General features: G+C 57.3%; 15 protein-coding genes. 9 read left to right on the forward strand and 6 right to left on the reverse strand.

All coding sequences use genetic code 11. From position 1 onward, the window contains the following. Positions 1 to 381 precede the first annotated feature (381 nt). The 5 genes from MHM37_RS14290 to MHM37_RS14310 all read left to right on the forward strand — a co-directional run bounded on the left by MHM37_RS14290 (position 382) and on the right by MHM37_RS14310 (position 3,784). Positions 382 to 843 (forward strand): curli assembly protein CsgF, encoded by a 462-nt coding sequence (locus MHM37_RS14290; RefSeq protein WP_196781567.1) that lies wholly within the window; start codon positions 382 to 384, stop codon positions 841 to 843. Positions 844 to 918: 75 nt separating this feature from the next. Further along, entirely contained in the window at positions 919 to 1,776 is an 858-nt protein-coding gene (locus tag MHM37_RS14295) for a CsgG/HfaB family protein (protein ID WP_153842930.1), read from the forward strand. A gap of 228 nt (positions 1,777 to 2,004) precedes the next feature. Next, positions 2,005 to 2,820: a hypothetical protein gene (locus MHM37_RS14300; RefSeq protein WP_239297194.1), complete on the forward strand. Its 816-nt coding sequence runs from the start codon at positions 2,005 to 2,007 to the stop codon at positions 2,818 to 2,820. A 102-nt stretch (positions 2,821 to 2,922) separates the two neighbouring features. Continuing rightward, the gene (locus MHM37_RS14305; RefSeq protein ID WP_239297192.1) at positions 2,923 to 3,504 is read left to right on the forward strand and encodes a hypothetical protein; all 582 of its coding nucleotides are present in this window, start codon (positions 2,923 to 2,925) and stop codon (positions 3,502 to 3,504) included. A 43-nt stretch (positions 3,505 to 3,547) separates the two neighbouring features. Then, a complete protein-coding gene (locus MHM37_RS14310; protein ID WP_239297191.1) occupies positions 3,548 to 3,784 on the forward strand; it encodes a hypothetical protein in 237 nt (78 codons plus the stop codon). On the opposite strand, the gene speB is transcribed toward MHM37_RS14310, so the two are convergent. Then, entirely contained in the window at positions 3,776 to 4,678 is a 903-nt protein-coding gene (speB, locus tag MHM37_RS14315; RefSeq protein ID WP_153843121.1) for an agmatinase, read from the reverse strand. The two genes, MHM37_RS14310 and speB, sit on opposite strands and share 9 nt — an antisense overlap. Positions 4,679 to 4,830: 152 nt before the next feature. On the opposite strand from speB, the gene MHM37_RS14320 reads away from it, so the two are divergent. The 3 genes from MHM37_RS14320 to MHM37_RS14330 all read left to right on the forward strand — a co-directional run bounded on the left by MHM37_RS14320 (position 4,831) and on the right by MHM37_RS14330 (position 9,000). Then, positions 4,831 to 5,754 (forward strand): LysR family transcriptional regulator, encoded by a 924-nt coding sequence (locus MHM37_RS14320; RefSeq protein WP_239297190.1) that lies wholly within the window; start codon positions 4,831 to 4,833, stop codon positions 5,752 to 5,754. A gap of 215 nt (positions 5,755 to 5,969) precedes the next feature. Continuing rightward, on the forward strand, positions 5,970 to 7,541 hold the full coding sequence (locus MHM37_RS14325) for a Re/Si-specific NAD(P)(+) transhydrogenase subunit alpha (protein ID WP_239297189.1): 1,572 nt from the start codon (positions 5,970 to 5,972) through the stop codon (positions 7,539 to 7,541). A 16-nt stretch (positions 7,542 to 7,557) separates the two neighbouring features. After that, positions 7,558 to 9,000: an NAD(P)(+) transhydrogenase (Re/Si-specific) subunit beta gene (locus tag MHM37_RS14330; protein ID WP_139525898.1), complete on the forward strand. Its 1,443-nt coding sequence runs from the start codon at positions 7,558 to 7,560 to the stop codon at positions 8,998 to 9,000. An 89-nt stretch (positions 9,001 to 9,089) separates the two neighbouring features. Here MHM37_RS14330 and MHM37_RS14335 read toward each other — a convergent pair whose 3' ends face one another. The 5 genes from MHM37_RS14335 to MHM37_RS14355 form a co-directional block, all read right to left on the reverse strand. Next, entirely contained in the window at positions 9,090 to 12,449 is a 3,360-nt protein-coding gene (locus MHM37_RS14335) for a PilC/PilY family type IV pilus protein (RefSeq protein WP_239297187.1), read from the reverse strand. 68 nt (positions 12,450 to 12,517) lie between these two features. Continuing rightward, a complete protein-coding gene (locus MHM37_RS14340; protein WP_153842938.1) occupies positions 12,518 to 12,964 on the reverse strand; it encodes a PilX N-terminal domain-containing pilus assembly protein in 447 nt (148 codons plus the stop codon). 1 nt (position 12,965) lies between these two features. Continuing rightward, on the reverse strand, positions 12,966 to 14,000 hold the full coding sequence (locus tag MHM37_RS14345; RefSeq protein ID WP_239297186.1) for a PilW family protein: 1,035 nt from the start codon (positions 13,998 to 14,000) through the stop codon (positions 12,966 to 12,968). 1 nt (position 14,001) lies between these two features. Beyond that, positions 14,002 to 14,409 carry a type IV pilus modification protein PilV gene (gene pilV, locus MHM37_RS14350; protein WP_139525895.1) on the reverse strand — a complete coding sequence of 136 codons (408 nt, stop codon included), beginning with the start codon at positions 14,407 to 14,409 and terminating at the stop codon, positions 14,002 to 14,004. A 19-nt stretch (positions 14,410 to 14,428) separates the two neighbouring features. After that, a complete protein-coding gene (locus MHM37_RS14355; protein WP_239297184.1) occupies positions 14,429 to 14,899 on the reverse strand; it encodes a GspH/FimT family protein in 471 nt (156 codons plus the stop codon). A 449-nt stretch (positions 14,900 to 15,348) separates the two neighbouring features. Here MHM37_RS14355 and katG point away from each other — a divergent pair, with 449 nt between their 5' ends. Next, complete coding sequence (gene katG / locus MHM37_RS14360) at positions 15,349 to 17,505, forward strand: catalase/peroxidase HPI (RefSeq protein ID WP_239297182.1); 2,157 nt, start codon at positions 15,349 to 15,351, stop codon at positions 17,503 to 17,505. The last annotated feature ends 64 nt before the right edge of the window (positions 17,506 to 17,569 follow it).

The following is a 17,569-nucleotide window of genomic DNA, read 5'->3' on the forward strand; positions in this document are numbered from 1 at the left end:
GCGAGAAGGTCAGCTTTTCAGGTACCATTTTGGAAGCGGCTGTTGGTGCTTGATGGATTGGTTAGGTTCTTGAAATCATAGCACTTTCAGCCGCTTTCTTTTATACCCTGTGAGAAATCCGGGCTAGAATAGTAAGTTAACCTTATAGTTAAAATCCTCAAAATAACCAAAATCAACATAGCAAAACAAAGATGCAGAAGCGCTTCTAGATGTTATGGGAGTGGGTGGATATTTTTTAGTTATTTGTTGCATGGTTGTTTTGAAGGCTCTCTATTAATAATAACCTCATCATTATGTGAAGCATTGATGCTGCTTCGATTATCTCATGATGTTGTTGTACTAGAGGTTAGTGTAAAAACCGACGAACTATAGGGGGCTTATGTGAACGTTAAATGTACAAAAAGGTTCAACAGGCGGCTTGCTTGGCTTATTTTCTTAGGTGCTGTGAGCAGTGTTTGGGGAGTAAGCGCTAAAAGCTCTGATTATGTATATCGCCCTAATAACCCCTCCTTCGGTGGCGATGCGTTCAATTCAGCCCACCTGATTGGCCTGGCCGAACGACAGAATAAACACAAAGAGACCGGCTCATCGGCAGCCTCTCGGTATAGCAATAGCCCTGCAGACCAGTTCGTACGTCAACTCCAGAGTCGCATGCTGAGCAGTCTTTCACAGCAAGTTAATGAAGCCATTTTTGGTGAGAACGCTGCTGAAGAGGGCCGCATTGTTTTCGGTGAGCAGGTGATTTCCTTCAGTCGTGGCCTCGAGGGCGTTCATCTTGTGATCGAGAACACCACAGATGGCAGCCAAACGGAAGTGACCGTTCCAACACTACAAGTGCAGTAATGATAAAAAGCAGCAGCGCCCAGTGAGCCGCTTGGCGGCCTTGATTATTCAGCCAAGTACGAACAGGACGTCGACATGACGAAATTGCCACTGACACCAAATCTCATGCTGGTATTGGCGCTGACCGTTGCACTTGCCGGGTGTGCCTCTCCACAACGTTTGCAGCCCTTCACTCCTGAGACTCGTACGACGCCAAGTTTGGCCACACTTCCGCTTCCACCTGAGCCCGTTGTCGCTGCTGTTTATGATTTTCCTGATATGACCGGGCAGCATCGCGAAACGGAAGCCGGGGCGCCCCACTATTCAAAGGCAGTTTCCCAAGGCGGGGCGGCAGTCCTCATTCGCGCTCTCCAGGACGCAGGCGGGGGTAGGTGGTTTAGGGTGTTAGAGCGTAACCGGCTTTCCAGTGTGCTAACTGAGCGGCAGATTATTCGAGACCAGCGGCAAAGCTTTGCGGATGCAAACGGTAACCCGCTCCCTCCGCCATCTCCGCTGCTCTATGCGGGCGTCATTTTAGAGGGCGGCATTATCGGTTACGACACCAATACGCTGACCGGCGGAGCAGGCGCACGCTTTCTCGGTATTGGCGCGAGTTCTAGATACCGTGAGGACGTGATCACTGTGTTTCTACGAGCGATTAGTAGTCAAACCGGTGAAGTATGGAGAACGGTGGTGGCCTCAAAACGCATTTATTCGGTACAAGCTCAAGGCGATGTATTTCGCTTCGTGGATGCCGATGAAATTCTCGAATTGGAAGCCGGCTTTTCTCGTAACGAACCACGTTTAGTCGCCCTGCGTGAGGCGGTTGAGCAAGCCGTCCATGCCATGATTATGGAGGGCTCTGAACGGGGGCTATGGAGTTTCGCTAACGCGGCAGAGGGGGCGGCAGCCCTGGCCGCCTATCGTGATAGGCAAGGCGAGTTGGTGCAATAAGTTCTAAGGCCCAACAGATAACGCTATGGCTAGCATGGCCATGTAAAGGTGATGGCTCGGCTCACCTCTGGCGGTCTCGCAACAGGCAGTCAACAAACCGCTGGAGCTAAAGAATTGGGCGTGACGGACCACCTTGGCGGGATGTACCCCGTCACACCCAGGCTGGTTGCGGCATAGGGCCGTAACCAAATCCAAGTCCCAAGGGACACTACAATGGTGAGGTGTATCATGAAATTTAACAAGTCACTAATGGCAGCCAGCATCGCAGCAGCCTTCACCGCGGTTTCAGGTGCGGCTTTTGCAGATGACAACCTCGCTGACATTATGCAGCAAGGTAATCTCAACACCGCAGATCAACAGCAAGACGGTAACGCAAACGTAGCGGACATTGAACAGATAGGCTCTGGTGCGGCTGCTTCCTTCAATAATACGGCTGAACAAGACCAGATAGGCGATAGTAATGATGCGTCTATCCAACAAAATAGTGATGCGACTGGCTTTTTGACAGGTGCAATCACCTCCTTCAATACGGCCACACAATCGCAAACGGGTAACGATAACGATGCGATGGTTGAGCAGAACTCCAGCGCAGAAGGGCTTCTTTCTGGGGCTCTAACTACTCTCAATACCGCCAACCAGACTCAAACGGGCGATGCCAATATGGCCAGCATTACTCAGGTGAGCGATGCAGGATGGTTCAGTGCTGATGCCACATACGGTAATACGGCTACGCAAGAACAAGTGGGCGACTGGAATGAGGCAACGGCTAACCAGGCGGGCTATGGGAACGTGTCAGAGCAGTTCCAGCAAGGTGATAGCAACGTCTCGACCGTTATGCAGTATGGGCTCGATAACTCGGCTTACGTAAGTCAGTATGGCGACGGTAATACAGCCACTGTAGGCCAAGAGGGTTCTTACCACGTGGCGACGCTCACACAAACGGGCAATGGCAACACTGGCTCTATTTCTCAGTATCAATCCAGCAATACCGCGACGATGATGCAAACGGGCAATAACAATACGGGTACTCAAGTACAGTATTAAAAGACGCAAAAAGGCGGTGGCAATATCGCATTCGCCACTACGGGAGGGGCTCATGTTCCTCCCGTAGCGTAGCGCGGAGGTTGTTGGGTGAGGAGAGTGCCGATGAGCCCCAAGACACAGATGATAGCCAGTACACTCCTTTTTATTATGGCAAGTGTCGTGGCGCAGGCCGATACCCATCTGGCATATATCGAACAGGTCGGAGACAACCATAATGCCCGGATGATACAGGCAGGCACTGGCTTGAAGGCATCGCTCTATCAAGAGGGTGATAGCAGTCGTGCACAGTTCCAACAGCTAGGCGACCATCATACGATTCTTGGTCTTGATGATGGCCCAGCTTTACAGTCTGGATATGCGAATTGGATGCTTATTGACCAAACAGGGGAGCGTAATCAAGCTTTTGTAAGTCAACAAGGCTTGGAAAACGCGATGTCGCTTACTCAGCATGGTAATGGCAACCTAACAGCGGTTGGGCAGTTTGGTAATTTCAATACAGCGGATATACAACAATATGGCAACAGCAACACTGCGAACCTGCAGCAGACGGGTAACGCAAACCAAACCAACATCATCCAAATGGGAGAGAGTAGGCTACAGCTTAGCCAAGAAGGAGGGCTGCATATTCCTGAAATCGTACAGCATGCGAGCGACGTTATCGTCCAGCAATGGTCTGCATATTAAGCGCACATACTCACGCCCAACATAACGAAAAGAGACGAACGCAGTGCCATTACCGAATCGGCAGCGCGGCGTGTGGCTGGGGCTCTGTTTAGGGCTGTTGGGATTGATCGTCATTGGCAGTATGTGGACGAGCGGCGCGGCAGCGCTGCCGCACGTGCTGGCAGCGCTGACCGTGTTGATTCCGCTCACCCTGTTTGGCGTCGTCCTAAAAAGCCCCTGGCCCGCCGTCGGGGCGCTCGCGCTGCTGCTGGTCATCGACGTGACCCTGCGCTTAGGCTGACTTGGACGCTGCCAGCGTATAGAGAAACTCCAAGCCCAGCGTTGCGGCAGCCAGCGAGGTAATGTCGCCGTGGTCGTAGGCCGGGTTCACTTCCACGAGATCCATGCCCACCAGCTCCATCCCCACCATACCGCGCATCACTTTCAGCATCAGATCGGTGGACATGCCGCCGCATACCGGCGTGCCGGTGCCCGGTGCGAAGGCGGGATCCAGGCCGTCGATATCCAACGTGACATACGCCGGGTGGTGACCCACTCGCGCACGAATCCGCTCCAGCACCGCCGCCGGGCCGTGGTCGTTCACCCAGTCGGCATCCAGCACTTCGTAGGGGTGGTTGCTCCGGTCATAGCTGGTACGAATACCGATTTGCAGCGAGTGCTCCGGCACGACCAAGCCTTCTTTGAGGGCATGGTGAAAAATGGTGCCGTGATCGAAGCGCGTGCCTTGCTCGTAGGTGTCGGTGTGGGCATCAAAGTGAATCAATGCCAGCGGGCCGTGCTCGCGGGCGTGAGCGCGCAGCAGCGGCAGGCTGATGTAGTGGTCGCCGCCCAGCGTCAACATTTTCTTGCCCGCTTTCAACCAGCGCATGGCGTGGCTTTCCAGGTTATCCACCAGGCTTTCCGGTTCACCGTAGGCGTAGTCCAGGTTACCGGCATCGCATACCCGCAGGCGATCTTCCAACGCGAAATCCCACGGCCAGCGCTTGCCTTCCCAAATCAGGTTGGCGGTGCTTTGGCGAATGGCGTTCGGCCCCATACGGGTGCCGGAGCGGCCGGAGCATGCGAGGTCGAACGGCACGCCGCTGACCACCACCTCGGCATCGGTGGCGTTCGGGTCGGTGGCTTTGGGTACGCCCATGAACGTGGAGATAACATCACCAAACAGGCTGGGCATGATCTGCGCTGGGGTCACCTAATGGGTTCTCCTATCGTCGTGTGTCTGGAAAAGGTGGTGGGCTCGAAGAAGCGCGACGATAAGGAATTTTTCGCGATGAATGAAATGAATGTTTAGAATGAAATCATTCATCATATGAATAGTGAGGCGCTATGCGGTCGCTCCGCCATTTTGACCTGAACTTGCTGCTGGTCTTCGAGATGCTCATGCGCGAGCGCCACGTCACCCGTGCCGCCGAAAAGCTCCATCTCAGCCAGCCCGCGCTCAGCCATGCGCTGAAGCGCCTGAGAGAAGCGCTCGACGATCCGCTGTTGGTGCGCACCGAGCAGGGCCTGCAGCCGACGCCCCGCGCCATGGCGCTGCTGCCGGTGGTGCAGCAGGCGCTGGCGGCGCTGCAAGCGGGCTTGGCTCCACCCGCCACGTTCGCGCCCGACACCAGCACCCGGCGCTTTACGCTGGCGACCACCGACTACTTCGAAGAGGTCATGTATCCGGCGTTTCTTAGCCAGCTGCTGGGCTATGCGCCCGGCATCAGTTTTTCCATCGAGCTGATTACGCCGGAGGTGCTGAGTGAGGCGTTAGAGCAGCGCCAGGTGGATATGGTGGTTGGCTTGGACAGCCAGTCATCGCTGCCCAATGGCGTGGTGCAAACGCCCTGGATGCACGAAGAGCTGGTGTGTCTGGCGGCCCAGCACAACCCGCACGTGGGGGACGCGCTGGCGCTGGAGGCATTTGCCCGCCAGCTCCACGTCGAGCTCGCCGACATCAGCGGCCTGCTGCCCAGCCGTATCGAAAACTGCCTGGCTCAGCACGGCCTGAGTCGTCGCGTGATTTCGAAGAACCTCAACTACATCGCCGCCGCGCGGGTCGTCGCGCTGACCGATGCGATACTGACGCTGCCGCGCCAAATGGCCGAGCGCTTCGTCGCCATGCTGCCCGTGCGCATAGTGGCCCCACCGGACGAGCTTCCCGAATTGACCATGACGCTGATCCAGCACACCCTCTACGCCAACGCGCCTGCCAATGTCTGGCTTTACCAGGAGCTCACGGCGTTTGCGAAGAATGCCAGTCGTTAATTCATGGCGCTGTTTCGATATCAATATGTTGTAGAAATACAACTCAGTTGAAGCAAAGGTTGAATGGTCACTGGCAGGCTTGGCGTTAGATCCTAAACTGCTAGCTGGCGCGTTTTTTTGCGCCGCAACGAATAAAGCAGCGCTCCATGATGCTAGCGATGACGGGCTAGGTGAGGGGCGGGCGCTGGACGCGGGACAACCAAGGGAGAAGGCGTGTGAAAATAGGCGCACCGAAAGAGAGTGCTCGGGGAGAGGCGCGGGTCGCGCTGACCCCCGATAGTGCGAAGCATCTTCAAAAGTTGGGCCATGAGTGCCTCATCGAAACAGGTGCTGGCCTGGCCGCGGGTTTTAATGACGACACTTATCGTGACGCTGGCGTGACAGTGATCGAGAGCGCCGATGCCCTCTGGCGCGACGCTGAGGTGGTGATTAAAGTTCGTGAGCCGTCGGAAAGTGAAGCCAAGCAGCTTCGCGAAGGCCAAACGCTGATCGCCTTTTTCTGGCCCGCGCAAAACGAAGCGCTGCTGGAAGCCTGCAAAGCCCAGGGGGCCACCGTGATCGCCATGGACATGGTGCCGCGTATCTCCCGGGCGCAGAAAATGGATGCTCTGTCGTCCATGGCCAACATTGCGGGCTACCGCGCGGTGATCGAGGCGGGCAATAACTTTGGCCGATTCTTCACCGGTCAGGTGACGGCGGCGGGCAAGGTGCCACCTGCGAAAGTACTGGTGATCGGTGCCGGGGTGGCGGGCTTGGCGGCGATTGGCACGGCGACGAGTCTGGGTGCCGTGGTGCGCGCCTTCGACGTGCGGCCCGAGGTCTCCGAGCAGATCGAGTCCATGGGCGCCGAGTTCCTGTTCCTCGATTTCGAAGATAGCCAGGATGGTTCCGAGAGCGGTGGCTACGCGGCACCTTCGAGCCCAGAGTTCCGCGAGAAGCAGCTGGAGTGCTTCCGCGAGCAGGCCCCGGACGTGGATATCGTCATCACCACAGCGCTGATTCCCGGTAAACCCGCGCCCAAGCTGTGGCTGGAAGACATGGTCGCGGCCATGAAGCCCGGTTCGGTGATCGTCGATTTGGCTGCCGAGAAGGGCGGTAACTGCGACCTGACTCAGCCTGACGAGCGCGTAGTGAGCGATAACGGCGTGGTGGTGATCGGCTACACCGACTTCCCCTCGCGCATGGCGACGCAAGCGTCACTGCTTTACGCCACCAACATTCGCCACATGCTCACCGATCTCACCCCCGAGAAAGACGGCGTGATCCATCACGACATGGACGACGACGTGATTCGGGGGGCCACGGTGACGCACCAAGGCGAGATCACTTTCCCACCGCCGCCGCCGAAGGTGAAAGCCATCGGCGCGGCCAAGCCGAAGAAAAAAGAGAAAGAGCCAACGCCTGAAGAGAAAAAGGCCGCCGAGCTTGCCGAGTTCAAAGCGCAAACCAAGCGTCAGGTGAGCCTGCTGGCGATAGGTGGTGCGCTGATGCTGCTGCTCGGCTGGGTCGCCCCGGCCTCGTTCATGCAGCACTTCATCGTCTTCGTGCTGGCCTGCTTCATTGGCTTCCAGGTGATTTGGAAAGTGAGCCACTCGCTACACACGCCGCTGATGGCGGTGACCAACGCGATATCCGGCATCATCATCTTGGGGGCGATTCTGCAAATTGGCTCCGGTAGCGCGGTGGTTAGCGTGCTGGCGGGTATTTCCGTACTGATCGCGTCGATCAATATCGTGGGTGGCTTCCTGGTGACACGCCGGATGCTGGCCATGTTCCAAAAATCCTAAGCGGCGGAGAGACGATATGTTAGAGCAAGGATTCGTATCTGCCGCAGCGATTGCGGCCAGCGTGCTGTTCATTTTGTCGCTGGGCGGCTTGAGTAATCAGGAAAAGGCCAAGCGCGCCGTGTGGTACGGCATCGTCGGTATGGCGGTCGCGGTGTTTTTCACCGCGTTTGGCCCCGGTATTGGCGGCTACTGGTGGCTGATTCCGATGATGCTGATTGGCGCAGCCATTGGTGCTTACGTAGCGGGCAAGGTCGAGATGACCGAAATGCCCCAGCTCGTGGCCGCGCTGCACAGTTTCGTAGGCTTGGCAGCGGTCTTCGTTGCCTGGAGCGCAGACCTGGAACGCCGCCGGGTGATGGCAGCTCGTGCCGCTGAGGCGTCGCTGGACCAGTTCTCCGCTTTTGCGGCGCTGGTGGCCACCAAGGCACCCGACGAGCTGATGTTCCTGCAAATCGAGGTGGTGCTGGGCATCTTCATTGGCGCGGTGACGTTCACCGGCTCGGTGATTGCCTTCGGCAAGCTGGCGGGCAAGGTAGACGGTAAACCCAAGCAACTGCCCGGCGGCCACATGCTGAATGCGGGTGCCGCAGTACTATCGCTGCTGCTGGCGATTCTCTACCTCAACGGCGCAGGCTTCTGGACGCTGCTGGTGATTGCGGCGCTGGCGTTCTTCATTGGGTATCACCTGATCATGGGCATCGGCGGAGCGGATATGCCGGTGGTGGTCTCCATGCTCAACAGCTACTCCGGCTGGGCGGCGGCGGCGATTGGTTTCACGCTTTCCAACGACCTGTTGATCGTGACCGGTGCGCTGGTGGGCTCCTCCGGGGCGATTCTCTCTTACATCATGTGTAAGGCGATGAATCGCAATTTCGTCAGCGTGATTCTAGGTGGTTTTGGGGGTTCTCAAGGGCCTGCCGCGGAAATCGAAGGCGAGCAGGTCTCCATCGACGCCAATGGCGTCGCTACCGCACTGAACGACGCCGATAGCATCATCATCGTACCGGGTTACGGCATGGCGGTGGCGCAGGCGCAAACCGCGGTCAGCGATCTCGTTCGCAAGCTGCGCGCGGCGGGTAAGACCGTACGTTTCGGTATCCACCCGGTGGCCGGGCGCTTGCCGGGGCATATGAACGTGCTGTTGGCGGAAGCCAAGGTGCCCTACGATATCGTGCTGGAAATGGACGAGATCAACGATGATTTCGCCACCACCGACGTGGTCATCGTCATCGGCTCCAACGACATCGTGAACCCTGCCGCCGAAGAGGACCCCAACAGCCCCATCGCGGGCATGCCGGTGCTCAAAGTGTGGGAAGCGAAGCAGGTCTTCGTCAGCAAACGTGGTCAAGGCACCGGCTATTCGGGTATCGAGAACCCGCTGTTCTTCAAGGAGAACACCCGGATGTTCTACGGTGATGCTCGCGAAAGCCTGAATGCGCTGCTACCACTGGTGGATTGAGCCTGTAAGTACGGACGTGTAGGACTCGACGAGTGAGCAGTTGCTCGTCGTTCGCCGGGGGAACCAATGGCTCCTCCGGTTTTTTCCGTCTACGTATCGCTCTCTTCGCCGGTCACTTGCCGCCAGGAGCGACGCCCCAAGTGATCATCGCTAAAACCAATCGTGATGGAGCCATCGCCATTCGGTGAAGCGTTCGTATCCTCTGGATTGCCCACGAAGAGACGTTCGATCTCCCCGTCATTCACGCTCACCAAGCGCTCGCCGGTGCCCGCTTGCAAGCCGGTGATGGCGTCACCGTTGATGGTGGCGTCGCTGTCTGGCCGTCCGTCACCGTTGAAGTCGAAAGCGGTCGAACCGCCACTGCCGCCGGTATCGGCCAGTAGCGACATGAAGAACCCGCTGCGCCCACCGCCGCAGGGGTCGGATTCATCGGGAAGCAGCGTCGAGAAGCGCACCCGCCGTGGGAGGCTGGTTGAGATCGACGGGGCGGCGATCACGCGCTCTCCAGCAGGTAGCTCCAAGCGCCATCCCACGTCGCTACTGTCAGGGGCGAAGTTGGTGCTGGCGCGGCGGTTAAAGCCACTCTGTGAGTTTTCACCCGTAATGCGTTGAAGCAGTAGATCGCTTTGAGTAATGGTCGCGCTGCGACTCACTTGGTCTCGCAGGCCAATGAGCTGCTGTATCGAAGCGTCACCAATGTCGCCGTTGCGGAAATAGCTGCCGGTGCCGAAGGAGACCACTAGCGTATCCGGCGAGCCGCTGCTCAGCGTGACGGCGGGGGCTGATGTGATGGGCTGGCTAGCGCTGCCTTGATATAGCTGGTTAACGGTGCCACTGCCGGTTAACGAGAAGCGCCACATATTGCCTGCCAAGTCGCCCGCGTAGGCAAAGCGTGCGCCGTTATAGCTCGGCCAAGCAGTGACGGTGGGGGTGGCCAATCCGTTGGGAGTATCCGTGTTGCCTACGCCCGTCTTTATTTGCTTGATCAACTCACCGGTAGCAAGGTTCACTACGAAAAGTGACGCTTGGTAGCCCATGCTGTTATAGCCGTTACCAAAAATGGCGGCCCAGGTGCCGTCGGTCAGTTGCGTGATCGTGGGTTGAGAAACCCCCGTGCCCAACTCGGGATGGCGAAACTCCCAAAGCACGTCAGCAGCGCTCATGTTGCTGGGGTTGCTCACATCGAGTGCAAACACCGTCCGCCCACCCGCGCCCATGGTGCCAACGGCCACGGCAGTCGGGCCACCAGAGATGTTCACTTCCCGCACAGCAGGTGTGCCATCCATGAAGTAGCGATGGTTATAGTCAGGCTGCATCAATGAGCGAATGGCGGGCGCCTCGCCTTGGGTCAACTCAGCGGGTAAAAAGCCAAACAGTTCCCGACCAGTCTCCGCGTTAAAGCCGTGCAGCATGCCGTCGTTGGCGGCCACCAGCAGGAGCGGCATACGCTCATCAGTCCCCTTTAAGAACACCGGGTTGGCGTTGATGATATCGCCCAGCAGCGATTGGCGTGGCCGCAGCCCCTGCACGTTTTCGCCCTGTAGCCAGCGCACTTCGGCACTGGTTAAGCCGCTGTTGTCGGCACTTAGTATAACGCCGCTCCGGGTACCGCTCTCCAGCCGTCGATAGGTCAATAACCGCCGATTGCCTGCTTGCTCGGCGAGCTCGGTTTCAGCATTCCAGCGTTCGCTACGAGTACCATCGGCTTGGATCACCGAAGCGGCTAAACGCCCTGACCAGTCGTCACTGCGAAAGCCGGCGGTATAGAGCAAGTTGCCATCTTCAAGACCAAATTCGTCGCCATTGACCGCCGCGGAGGTATTGGACTGAGAGGCGGCGATGATATTGCCCAGCACCTGCTGCATGACCTGGTTCAACGAGGCTTCATCGTTGGCAAAGTACGCGCGATCGGTACCCCCTGCGCGGGCAAGATCGCCGAGTGGGTCGTCAGAGACGTTGGGTAAATTGACGATATCCGGCGGTAGGTTAAAGCCCACCACATAGGTTCTTACCGGGTTAGGCAGCTGTGCATTGGTATCGTCGTATAGCCGTTTAATGGCCGCTTCGGCGCTGGCCAAAGCGCCGCTAACATTGTTGCCTAGTGAGTTGCCGAAGCGGTCTACCGACGGCAAACCATCGGTTAGCCAAATATTGGCATTCACTAAGCACTGCTGCGCATCGGGGTTATTGATGTTGGGAATCGCTATACCCGCACGGCGTCCCTGATTGGGGCCGAACGCGCTGCTGCTCGTGTTCAAAAAGTAGTCGCGGGCGGTATACATCGTGCCTTCGATAGGGGTCAAACCTGTCGCCAGCAGTGGCCAAGAAGGATCCGTCATGGGGTTACCGCTACCGTTCCACTCATGGCGCTGGGCACCCAGTTTTGTCTCGATGGCACTCCAATGGGCACTGTTTACCGTGCCATCGTTATTGAGCCCTCCAATGGGAACATGCAGATAGCCTAGTCCCGGTGATGACGTCGTCCGCCACTCCCATTGGTTGAGTTGTATGGAGGCTGTATGCGCCCCCCAGTTTGGTATGCCCCGTTGGCGAAGACTGTCCACCAGCGGCAGCGTAAAATTTGAGCGAACCGGATTGCTATAAGAGACACCATCACCAATAGCTGGAGAGCTTGAAAAACCTGTGGTCAGTCCACGAAAGCGTTCTGAAAGCTGATCGGATGTGGTGGTTGGGTTGGATATCCGACGCCAGTACTCAGTGACGTCATTGCGTGGTAAGCCAGACGTGAAGTTTTCCTCAAACATGTAGCCAGGTACACCAACATTGAAAAACGTGTAGATGTCGGTGTTCGGGAGCCGTGCTCTATAACGTTTGGTGCTAGCGTTCCAGGCTCCGTCGAAGCTTGGGTCGTACCAGCTTGGGTTAGCGTTGCTGGAGTACCGTGCGGCCAACGCACGTTCTGTTAATCGCCAGACGACTGTATTGCCGCTAAAAGCCGCGTCTCGGGTGAGCGAGGCGGGGTTCTGCTGGTATGCCATCAACCCAAGATTTAATTCGCCTCGGTAGCGCTCAATGAGATCACGTCCCACGCGCTTCATAATGCTGGATTTACTGAGAGGTGAACGAGCACCTGCTGGACATTGAGAGGCATTGAACGTGTTGGGTTGGCAGGCGGCTAGATTCTCCCTATCGCCTGCGTTGTTGCCTACGGCGACACGGCCATCTAGGCCTTCTTGTCCACTCTCTGAGTTATCCAGAATCAATAACACGTTAGGTGGCACACGGCTGACCACGTTCAACGGAGCAGGGGAGAGTCCCGTTTGGTCGTTTGGGATGTCGTAATCTTCATCGACGAGCTCATCGCCTCCGCCTCCTATGGGGGGCTCAGGATCAGGCTCCTCCGGCGTTGGATCAGGATCATCGTCTCCTAGATCGACCTCCTGATCCGGGTCGTAATCAGGTGGTGGCGGAGGAGAAAAACCCAGCACGGGCGCACTCGTGGCGATCAACATTACGAACACAGCGCATACAAAAAGTGTCAGGGCGGATCTTTGTATCATGGCACGATGACCTCTACTGGCTGCTGGCGAACGTAGAGGGCCTCGAGCGTGACACGGGTATCTTCACCACGGCCAAAGCCTTGAGTTTCTATCCGATAAAGCATTTCGACCGCCTCCGTCCCGTCGTTGTTGGTCAGTGATCCTAGCGGTGCCAGCGTCTGGATGCGGTAGCGTGGGTTACGGGTGAGTTCTTCCATCGCCATGTCGTGGTTACGCCATCCATTGCCAGGCGGGGCGCCGTTTTGTAGCAGCGTTTCGGCTTCGCTCAGTGCGGCCTCTGCTGCTTGAAAGGCAACACCGTAGTCGCGCTGGCTCGAGGCCATACGGTCTTGAGTGATCGCTCCTTGCATGGAAGAGAGGCTCAACATGGTGACGATGGCAAGGAAAATCAGGCTCAACACGAGCGCCATTCCTCGCTGATGCGTCAATGCGTGGCTCTGCATGCTAACGATTCCTCAAAGCGATGGTCGTCGTGAAGGCTTGATAAATCCGTCCGTTGCCGCCGGTGAAAGCGTTGTCTCCTCGAAAATTGCCGATCGCCAGCGTGGTGTCGGCATTCCGTAGATTGGGACGGTCACTTTGTACGATGAGCGTGATGCGCGCCGCCCTGACATCGGGCCACTCTGCCTCATCGATCTCGTCGGGTGGTATGTAGGCGCCGTCGAGCAGAAAGGACGTTCGCATCGCCACCACATGGCTGGCCACGACCTCATTACGAGGCGTCGTTTGGCTCACATCCAAGCGCATCAACGAGGGCACATTCGCGTTATTGGCATCTCGGCCAATGTAGTAAAGGGCGCTGTTCAAGGCACTCAGCGATACGGTTTGGCCCGCAGCATAGGTAATATCGCTCGCCTCTCCCCATTCGCTTTCGCTTGGGTCGACGTTGCCCTGCCAGCCTGCCGCCGCGCTTTTCTGCAGGGTGCGGGCGTCACTCGTGGTGTTATAGAAAATATCGCAATTCAGCAGGCCCTGAAGCAGCACCAATCGTTGATGAAAGGCGCTATCGGTCTCTCGATTCAAGGTGAGTCGTTGGCTGCTATCGATCGCGGCAATTTCCAACGACGTATCGATAAACCCCGTACGGGCAAGGAGACCGCCACGAAACGCGAGCACATGCTGCTCGTCGAGGGGGGTGACCAAGCTGGCCGTAAAATCATGGTTGTTGGGTGTGTCCCATGCTTGCAACGGTAAGGGGAGGCTGCTGGCATCGGCCATATTGCGCATATGGACGGTCGTCTGTGGTAGCGCACAGCCACCGCTATAGTCCACCTGACGTAGCTCGCGGGCCATCGTATCCAGCGCGAAGCGACCAGTGTCCTGCATGTCGGCCAGTGCGGTTTGAAAACGGTAGCTTTGCTGAGAGGAGATGAAGAGTTGGGTTGCCCCAGCCATGACCAGTAGCCCAATGACCATGGCGACTAACAGCTCCACCAGCGTAAAGCCTGCTTGAGTCGTTCGAGGTTTGCCTCTGCCCACGCTATAGCTCCGACGCTAATTGTACTTGCCGAATATCGTTGGGCGAAGTGGCGTCCTCCCATCGCACGGTGACGCTAATACGCCGATTGTCGATCTCGATGCCGCCTACGCCGCCAGGGAGCATGGTACTCACATCCGCGACCCACTCGGCTTGATCAGTCGCGGGCAATCCGCTGCCGTCGACCTCTCCGCCTAACGTGAGCGCATAGTCGGCTGCTTGCTCACGGTTGGCGCGAATGCGATCCAGCATGTCCTGGGCCATGTTGGTGGCCTGAGTCTCGAAATAGGCAGCACGGTTATGCACCAGCGACTGGGTTTGCAAGCCAAGCACACCCAATAGGCCAATCGACAGCACCAGTAGCGCAATCAATGACTCCAGCAGTGAGATACCCCGTTGTCGTGTTGGCATGGCGTGGCTCGCTAATGAATTAGTCGCAGGCTTGACGATTAGTGAGTACTCGGGAAATGCCGCTCGGCTCGATACGCACGCAGCGGCCTATCTCATTCAGCGTGACGGAGACGCGCTGGGAAGCAAAGGCTGCCGACACCAGGCGCCCTTGACTGTTGAACGTAAAACGCTCGGGCGCATTCGCAATCGTAATGTCGTCTACCTCCTGCGCCCAGCGACGTAGCACCACCTCATCGGCCTGCACTACCCAGCCGTTATCCCAACCTTCGGCCACGGGGAGTAAGTCGACGGACTGATTGCGTCGCACGGCTTCACTACGGGCAAAGCTCAGCGCAATTTTATAGTCGTTGGTGGTCGTCACGACGCGGTTTTCTTGAATGATCCTAGCAAAATTGGGTATCGCAATGGTGGCCAGCGTAGCGAATAGCGCCAGGGCCACCAAAAGTTCCAGCAGGGTAAAGCCATGTGCGGAACGTCTAGCCGTCAGCATGAGGGATTACTCTGCGCAAGCACATCAAGAGAAGTGCTGTGGCTGGCGTGTCTAGTCACGGTAATGCCCGGGTCGGCTGAATTCATTATATCGATATTTGATTTTGTGGTAGGAAAGTATAGCGTTTATAACATACGGCATGGGTGCAACAAGGCAACACGCCCTGCGGATATTCGACATACGCGTTCATTAAAGTCGCGCTATGCTCGAAAGGCGCGTCAGCATAAAGCTCTATCGACAAGAGGGAGGATATTTCCAATAGCCGAGAGCTATTACATTGGTCGTAAAATGCAAATTGTGGCTATTGCAAAGGTGCTTTAAAACTGTGGCATGTGAATAACGCACGCCGGTGCTAGTGATGGTCGCGTTTAACGTCCAGCCTAGTGCGGAGGTGCACTGCATTTGTTCCCTTGGTATCTCCAAGGCCAAGAGCAATAAGGGAGAGAGCTATGAGCGGTAAATGTCCTGTCATGCACGGCGGTAACACCTCAACCGGTACCTCTAACAAAGATTGGTGGCCGGAAGGGTTGAACCTGGATATTTTGCATCAGCAAGATCGCAAATCAGACCCGATGGACCCGGATTTCAACTACCGTGATGAAGTCCGTAAGCTCGATTTCGACGCGCTGAAAAAAGACGTTCACGCGCTGATGACCGACAGCCAAGAGTGGTGGCCCGCTGACTGGGGGCACTACGGCGGTTTGATGATCCGCATGGCTTGGCACTCCGCAGGCACCTACCGTATTGCCGACGGCCGTGGTGGCGGCGGCACCGGTGCCCAGCGTTTTGCACCGCTCAACTCTTGGCCGGATAACGTCAGCCTGGACAAAGCGCGTCGTCTGCTGTGGCCGATCAAGAAAAAGTACGGCAACAAGATCAGCTGGGCGGACCTGATGATTCTGGCCGGTACCGTGGCGTATGAGTCCATGGGCCTGCCATCTTACGGCTTCTCCTTCGGTCGCGCCGATATTTGGGAGCCCGAGAAAGACATTTACTGGGGCAATGAAAAAGAGTGGCTCGCGCCCTCTGACGAGCGCTACGGCGACGTGAATAAGCCCGAAACCATGGAAAACCCGCTGGCTGCCGTTCAGATGGGTCTCATCTATGTGAACCCGGAAGGCGTCAACGGTCAGCCGGACCCGCTGAAAACCGCTCAGCAGGTGCGTGAAACCTTCGCCCGTATGGCGATGAACGACGAAGAGACGGCGGCCCTGACCGCTGGTGGCCACACCGTCGGTAAGTGTCACGGTAATGGCGATGCCTCTGCGTTGGCCGCTGAGCCAGAAGCCTCTGACGTTGAAAACCAGGGCTTTGGCTGGGGCAACCCCCACATGCAGGGCAAGGCGAGCAACGCTGTGACCTCGGGCATCGAAGGTGCGTGGACCACCAACCCCACGAAGTTCGACATGGGCTACTTCGACCTGCTGTTCGGCTACGAGTGGGAACTGAGAAAGAGCCCCGCCGGTGCCCACCAGTGGGAACCGATCGACATCAAAGAAGAAGACAAGCCGGTCGACGCCAGCGACCCCTCGATTCGTCATAACCCGATCATGACCGATGCGGACATGGCGATGAAGATGGATCCGACCTATCGCGCCATCTGCGAAAAGTTCATGGCCGATCCGGAGTACTTCAAGAAGACTTTCGCGAAAGCTTGGTTCAAGCTGACGCATCGTGACCTGGGACCGAAAGCACGTTACATCGGCCCGGAAGTGCCGGCAGAAGACCTGATTTGGCAAGACCCGATTCCGGCAGGCAGCACCGACTACTGCGAAGAAGTCGTCAAACAGAAAATCGCGGAAAGCGGTCTGAGTATCAGCGACATGGTCTCTACCGCTTGGGACAGCGCCCGTACCTATCGTGGCTCCGACATGCGCGGTGGTGCCAACGGTGCCCGTATCCGTTTAGCGCCGCAAAAGGATTGGCAGGGCAACGAGCCGGAGCGCCTGGCCAAGGTACTGAGCGTCTACGAGCAGATCTCTGCCGATACCGGCGCTAGCGTGGCGGACGTGATCGTACTGGCCGGTAGCGTCGGTATCGAGAAAGCTGCGAAAGCAGCGGGTTATGACGTGCGCGTGCCCTTCTTGAAAGGCCGTGGCGACGCGACCGCCGAGATGACCGACGCGGACTCCTTCGCGCCACTGGAGCCGCTGGCCGATGGCTTCCGCAACTGGCAGAAGAAAGAGTACGTGGTGAAGCCTGAAGAGATGCTGCTGGATCGTGCGCAGCTGATGGGCTTGACGGGGCCGGAAATGACCGTGCTGCTGGGCGGTATGCGCGTACTGGGCACCAACTATGGTGGCACCAAGCACGGCGTTTTCACCGACCGCGAAGGTCAGTTGACCAACGACTTCTTCGTCAACCTGACCGATATGGGCAACACGTGGAAGCCGGTGGGTAGCAACGCTTACGAGATCCGTGATCGCAAGACCGGGGCCGTGAAGTGGACCGCCTCGCGCGTGGACCTGGTGTTCGGTTCCAACTCGCTGCTGCGCTCATACGCAGAAGTGTATGCCCAGGACGATAACGGTGAGAAGTTCGTCAAAGACTTCGTCGCCGCCTGGACCAAAGTGATGAATGCCGATCGTTTCGACGTCGCGTCGTAAGTCAACAATCGTGAGTCGTACTCTCTAAGGCACCCAATCGAGGCACCCAGTCGGGTGCCTTTTT

The sequence above is a fragment of the Halomonas sp. MMH1-48 genome (genome assembly GCF_022348105.1).
In the GTDB taxonomy this organism is placed as follows: domain Bacteria; phylum Pseudomonadota; class Gammaproteobacteria; order Pseudomonadales; family Halomonadaceae; genus Vreelandella; species Vreelandella piezotolerans.

Excerpts from the sequence above, each read along its gene's own strand:
- MHM37_RS14295 (WP_153842930.1), top strand. The coding sequence starts at position 919 with ATGACGAAATTGCCACTGACACCAAATCTCATGCTGGTATTGGCGCTG.
- MHM37_RS14300 (WP_239297194.1), top strand. The coding sequence starts at position 2,005 with ATGAAATTTAACAAGTCACTAATGGCAGCCAGCATCGCAGCAGCCTTC.
- MHM37_RS14305 (WP_239297192.1), top strand. The coding sequence starts at position 2,923 with ATGAGCCCCAAGACACAGATGATAGCCAGTACACTCCTTTTTATTATG.
- speB (WP_153843121.1), bottom strand. The coding sequence starts at position 4,678 with ATGCCCAGCCTGTTTGGTGATGTTATCTCCACGTTCATGGGCGTACCC.
- MHM37_RS14320 (WP_239297190.1), top strand. The coding sequence starts at position 4,831 with ATGCGGTCGCTCCGCCATTTTGACCTGAACTTGCTGCTGGTCTTCGAG.
- MHM37_RS14330 (WP_139525898.1), top strand. The coding sequence starts at position 7,558 with ATGTTAGAGCAAGGATTCGTATCTGCCGCAGCGATTGCGGCCAGCGTG.
- MHM37_RS14340 (WP_153842938.1), bottom strand. The coding sequence starts at position 12,964 with ATGCAGAGCCACGCATTGACGCATCAGCGAGGAATGGCGCTCGTGTTG.
- pilV (WP_139525895.1), bottom strand. The coding sequence starts at position 14,409 with ATGCCAACACGACAACGGGGTATCTCACTGCTGGAGTCATTGATTGCG.
- MHM37_RS14355 (WP_239297184.1), bottom strand. The coding sequence starts at position 14,899 with ATGCTGACGGCTAGACGTTCCGCACATGGCTTTACCCTGCTGGAACTT.
- katG (WP_239297182.1), top strand. The coding sequence starts at position 15,349 with ATGAGCGGTAAATGTCCTGTCATGCACGGCGGTAACACCTCAACCGGT.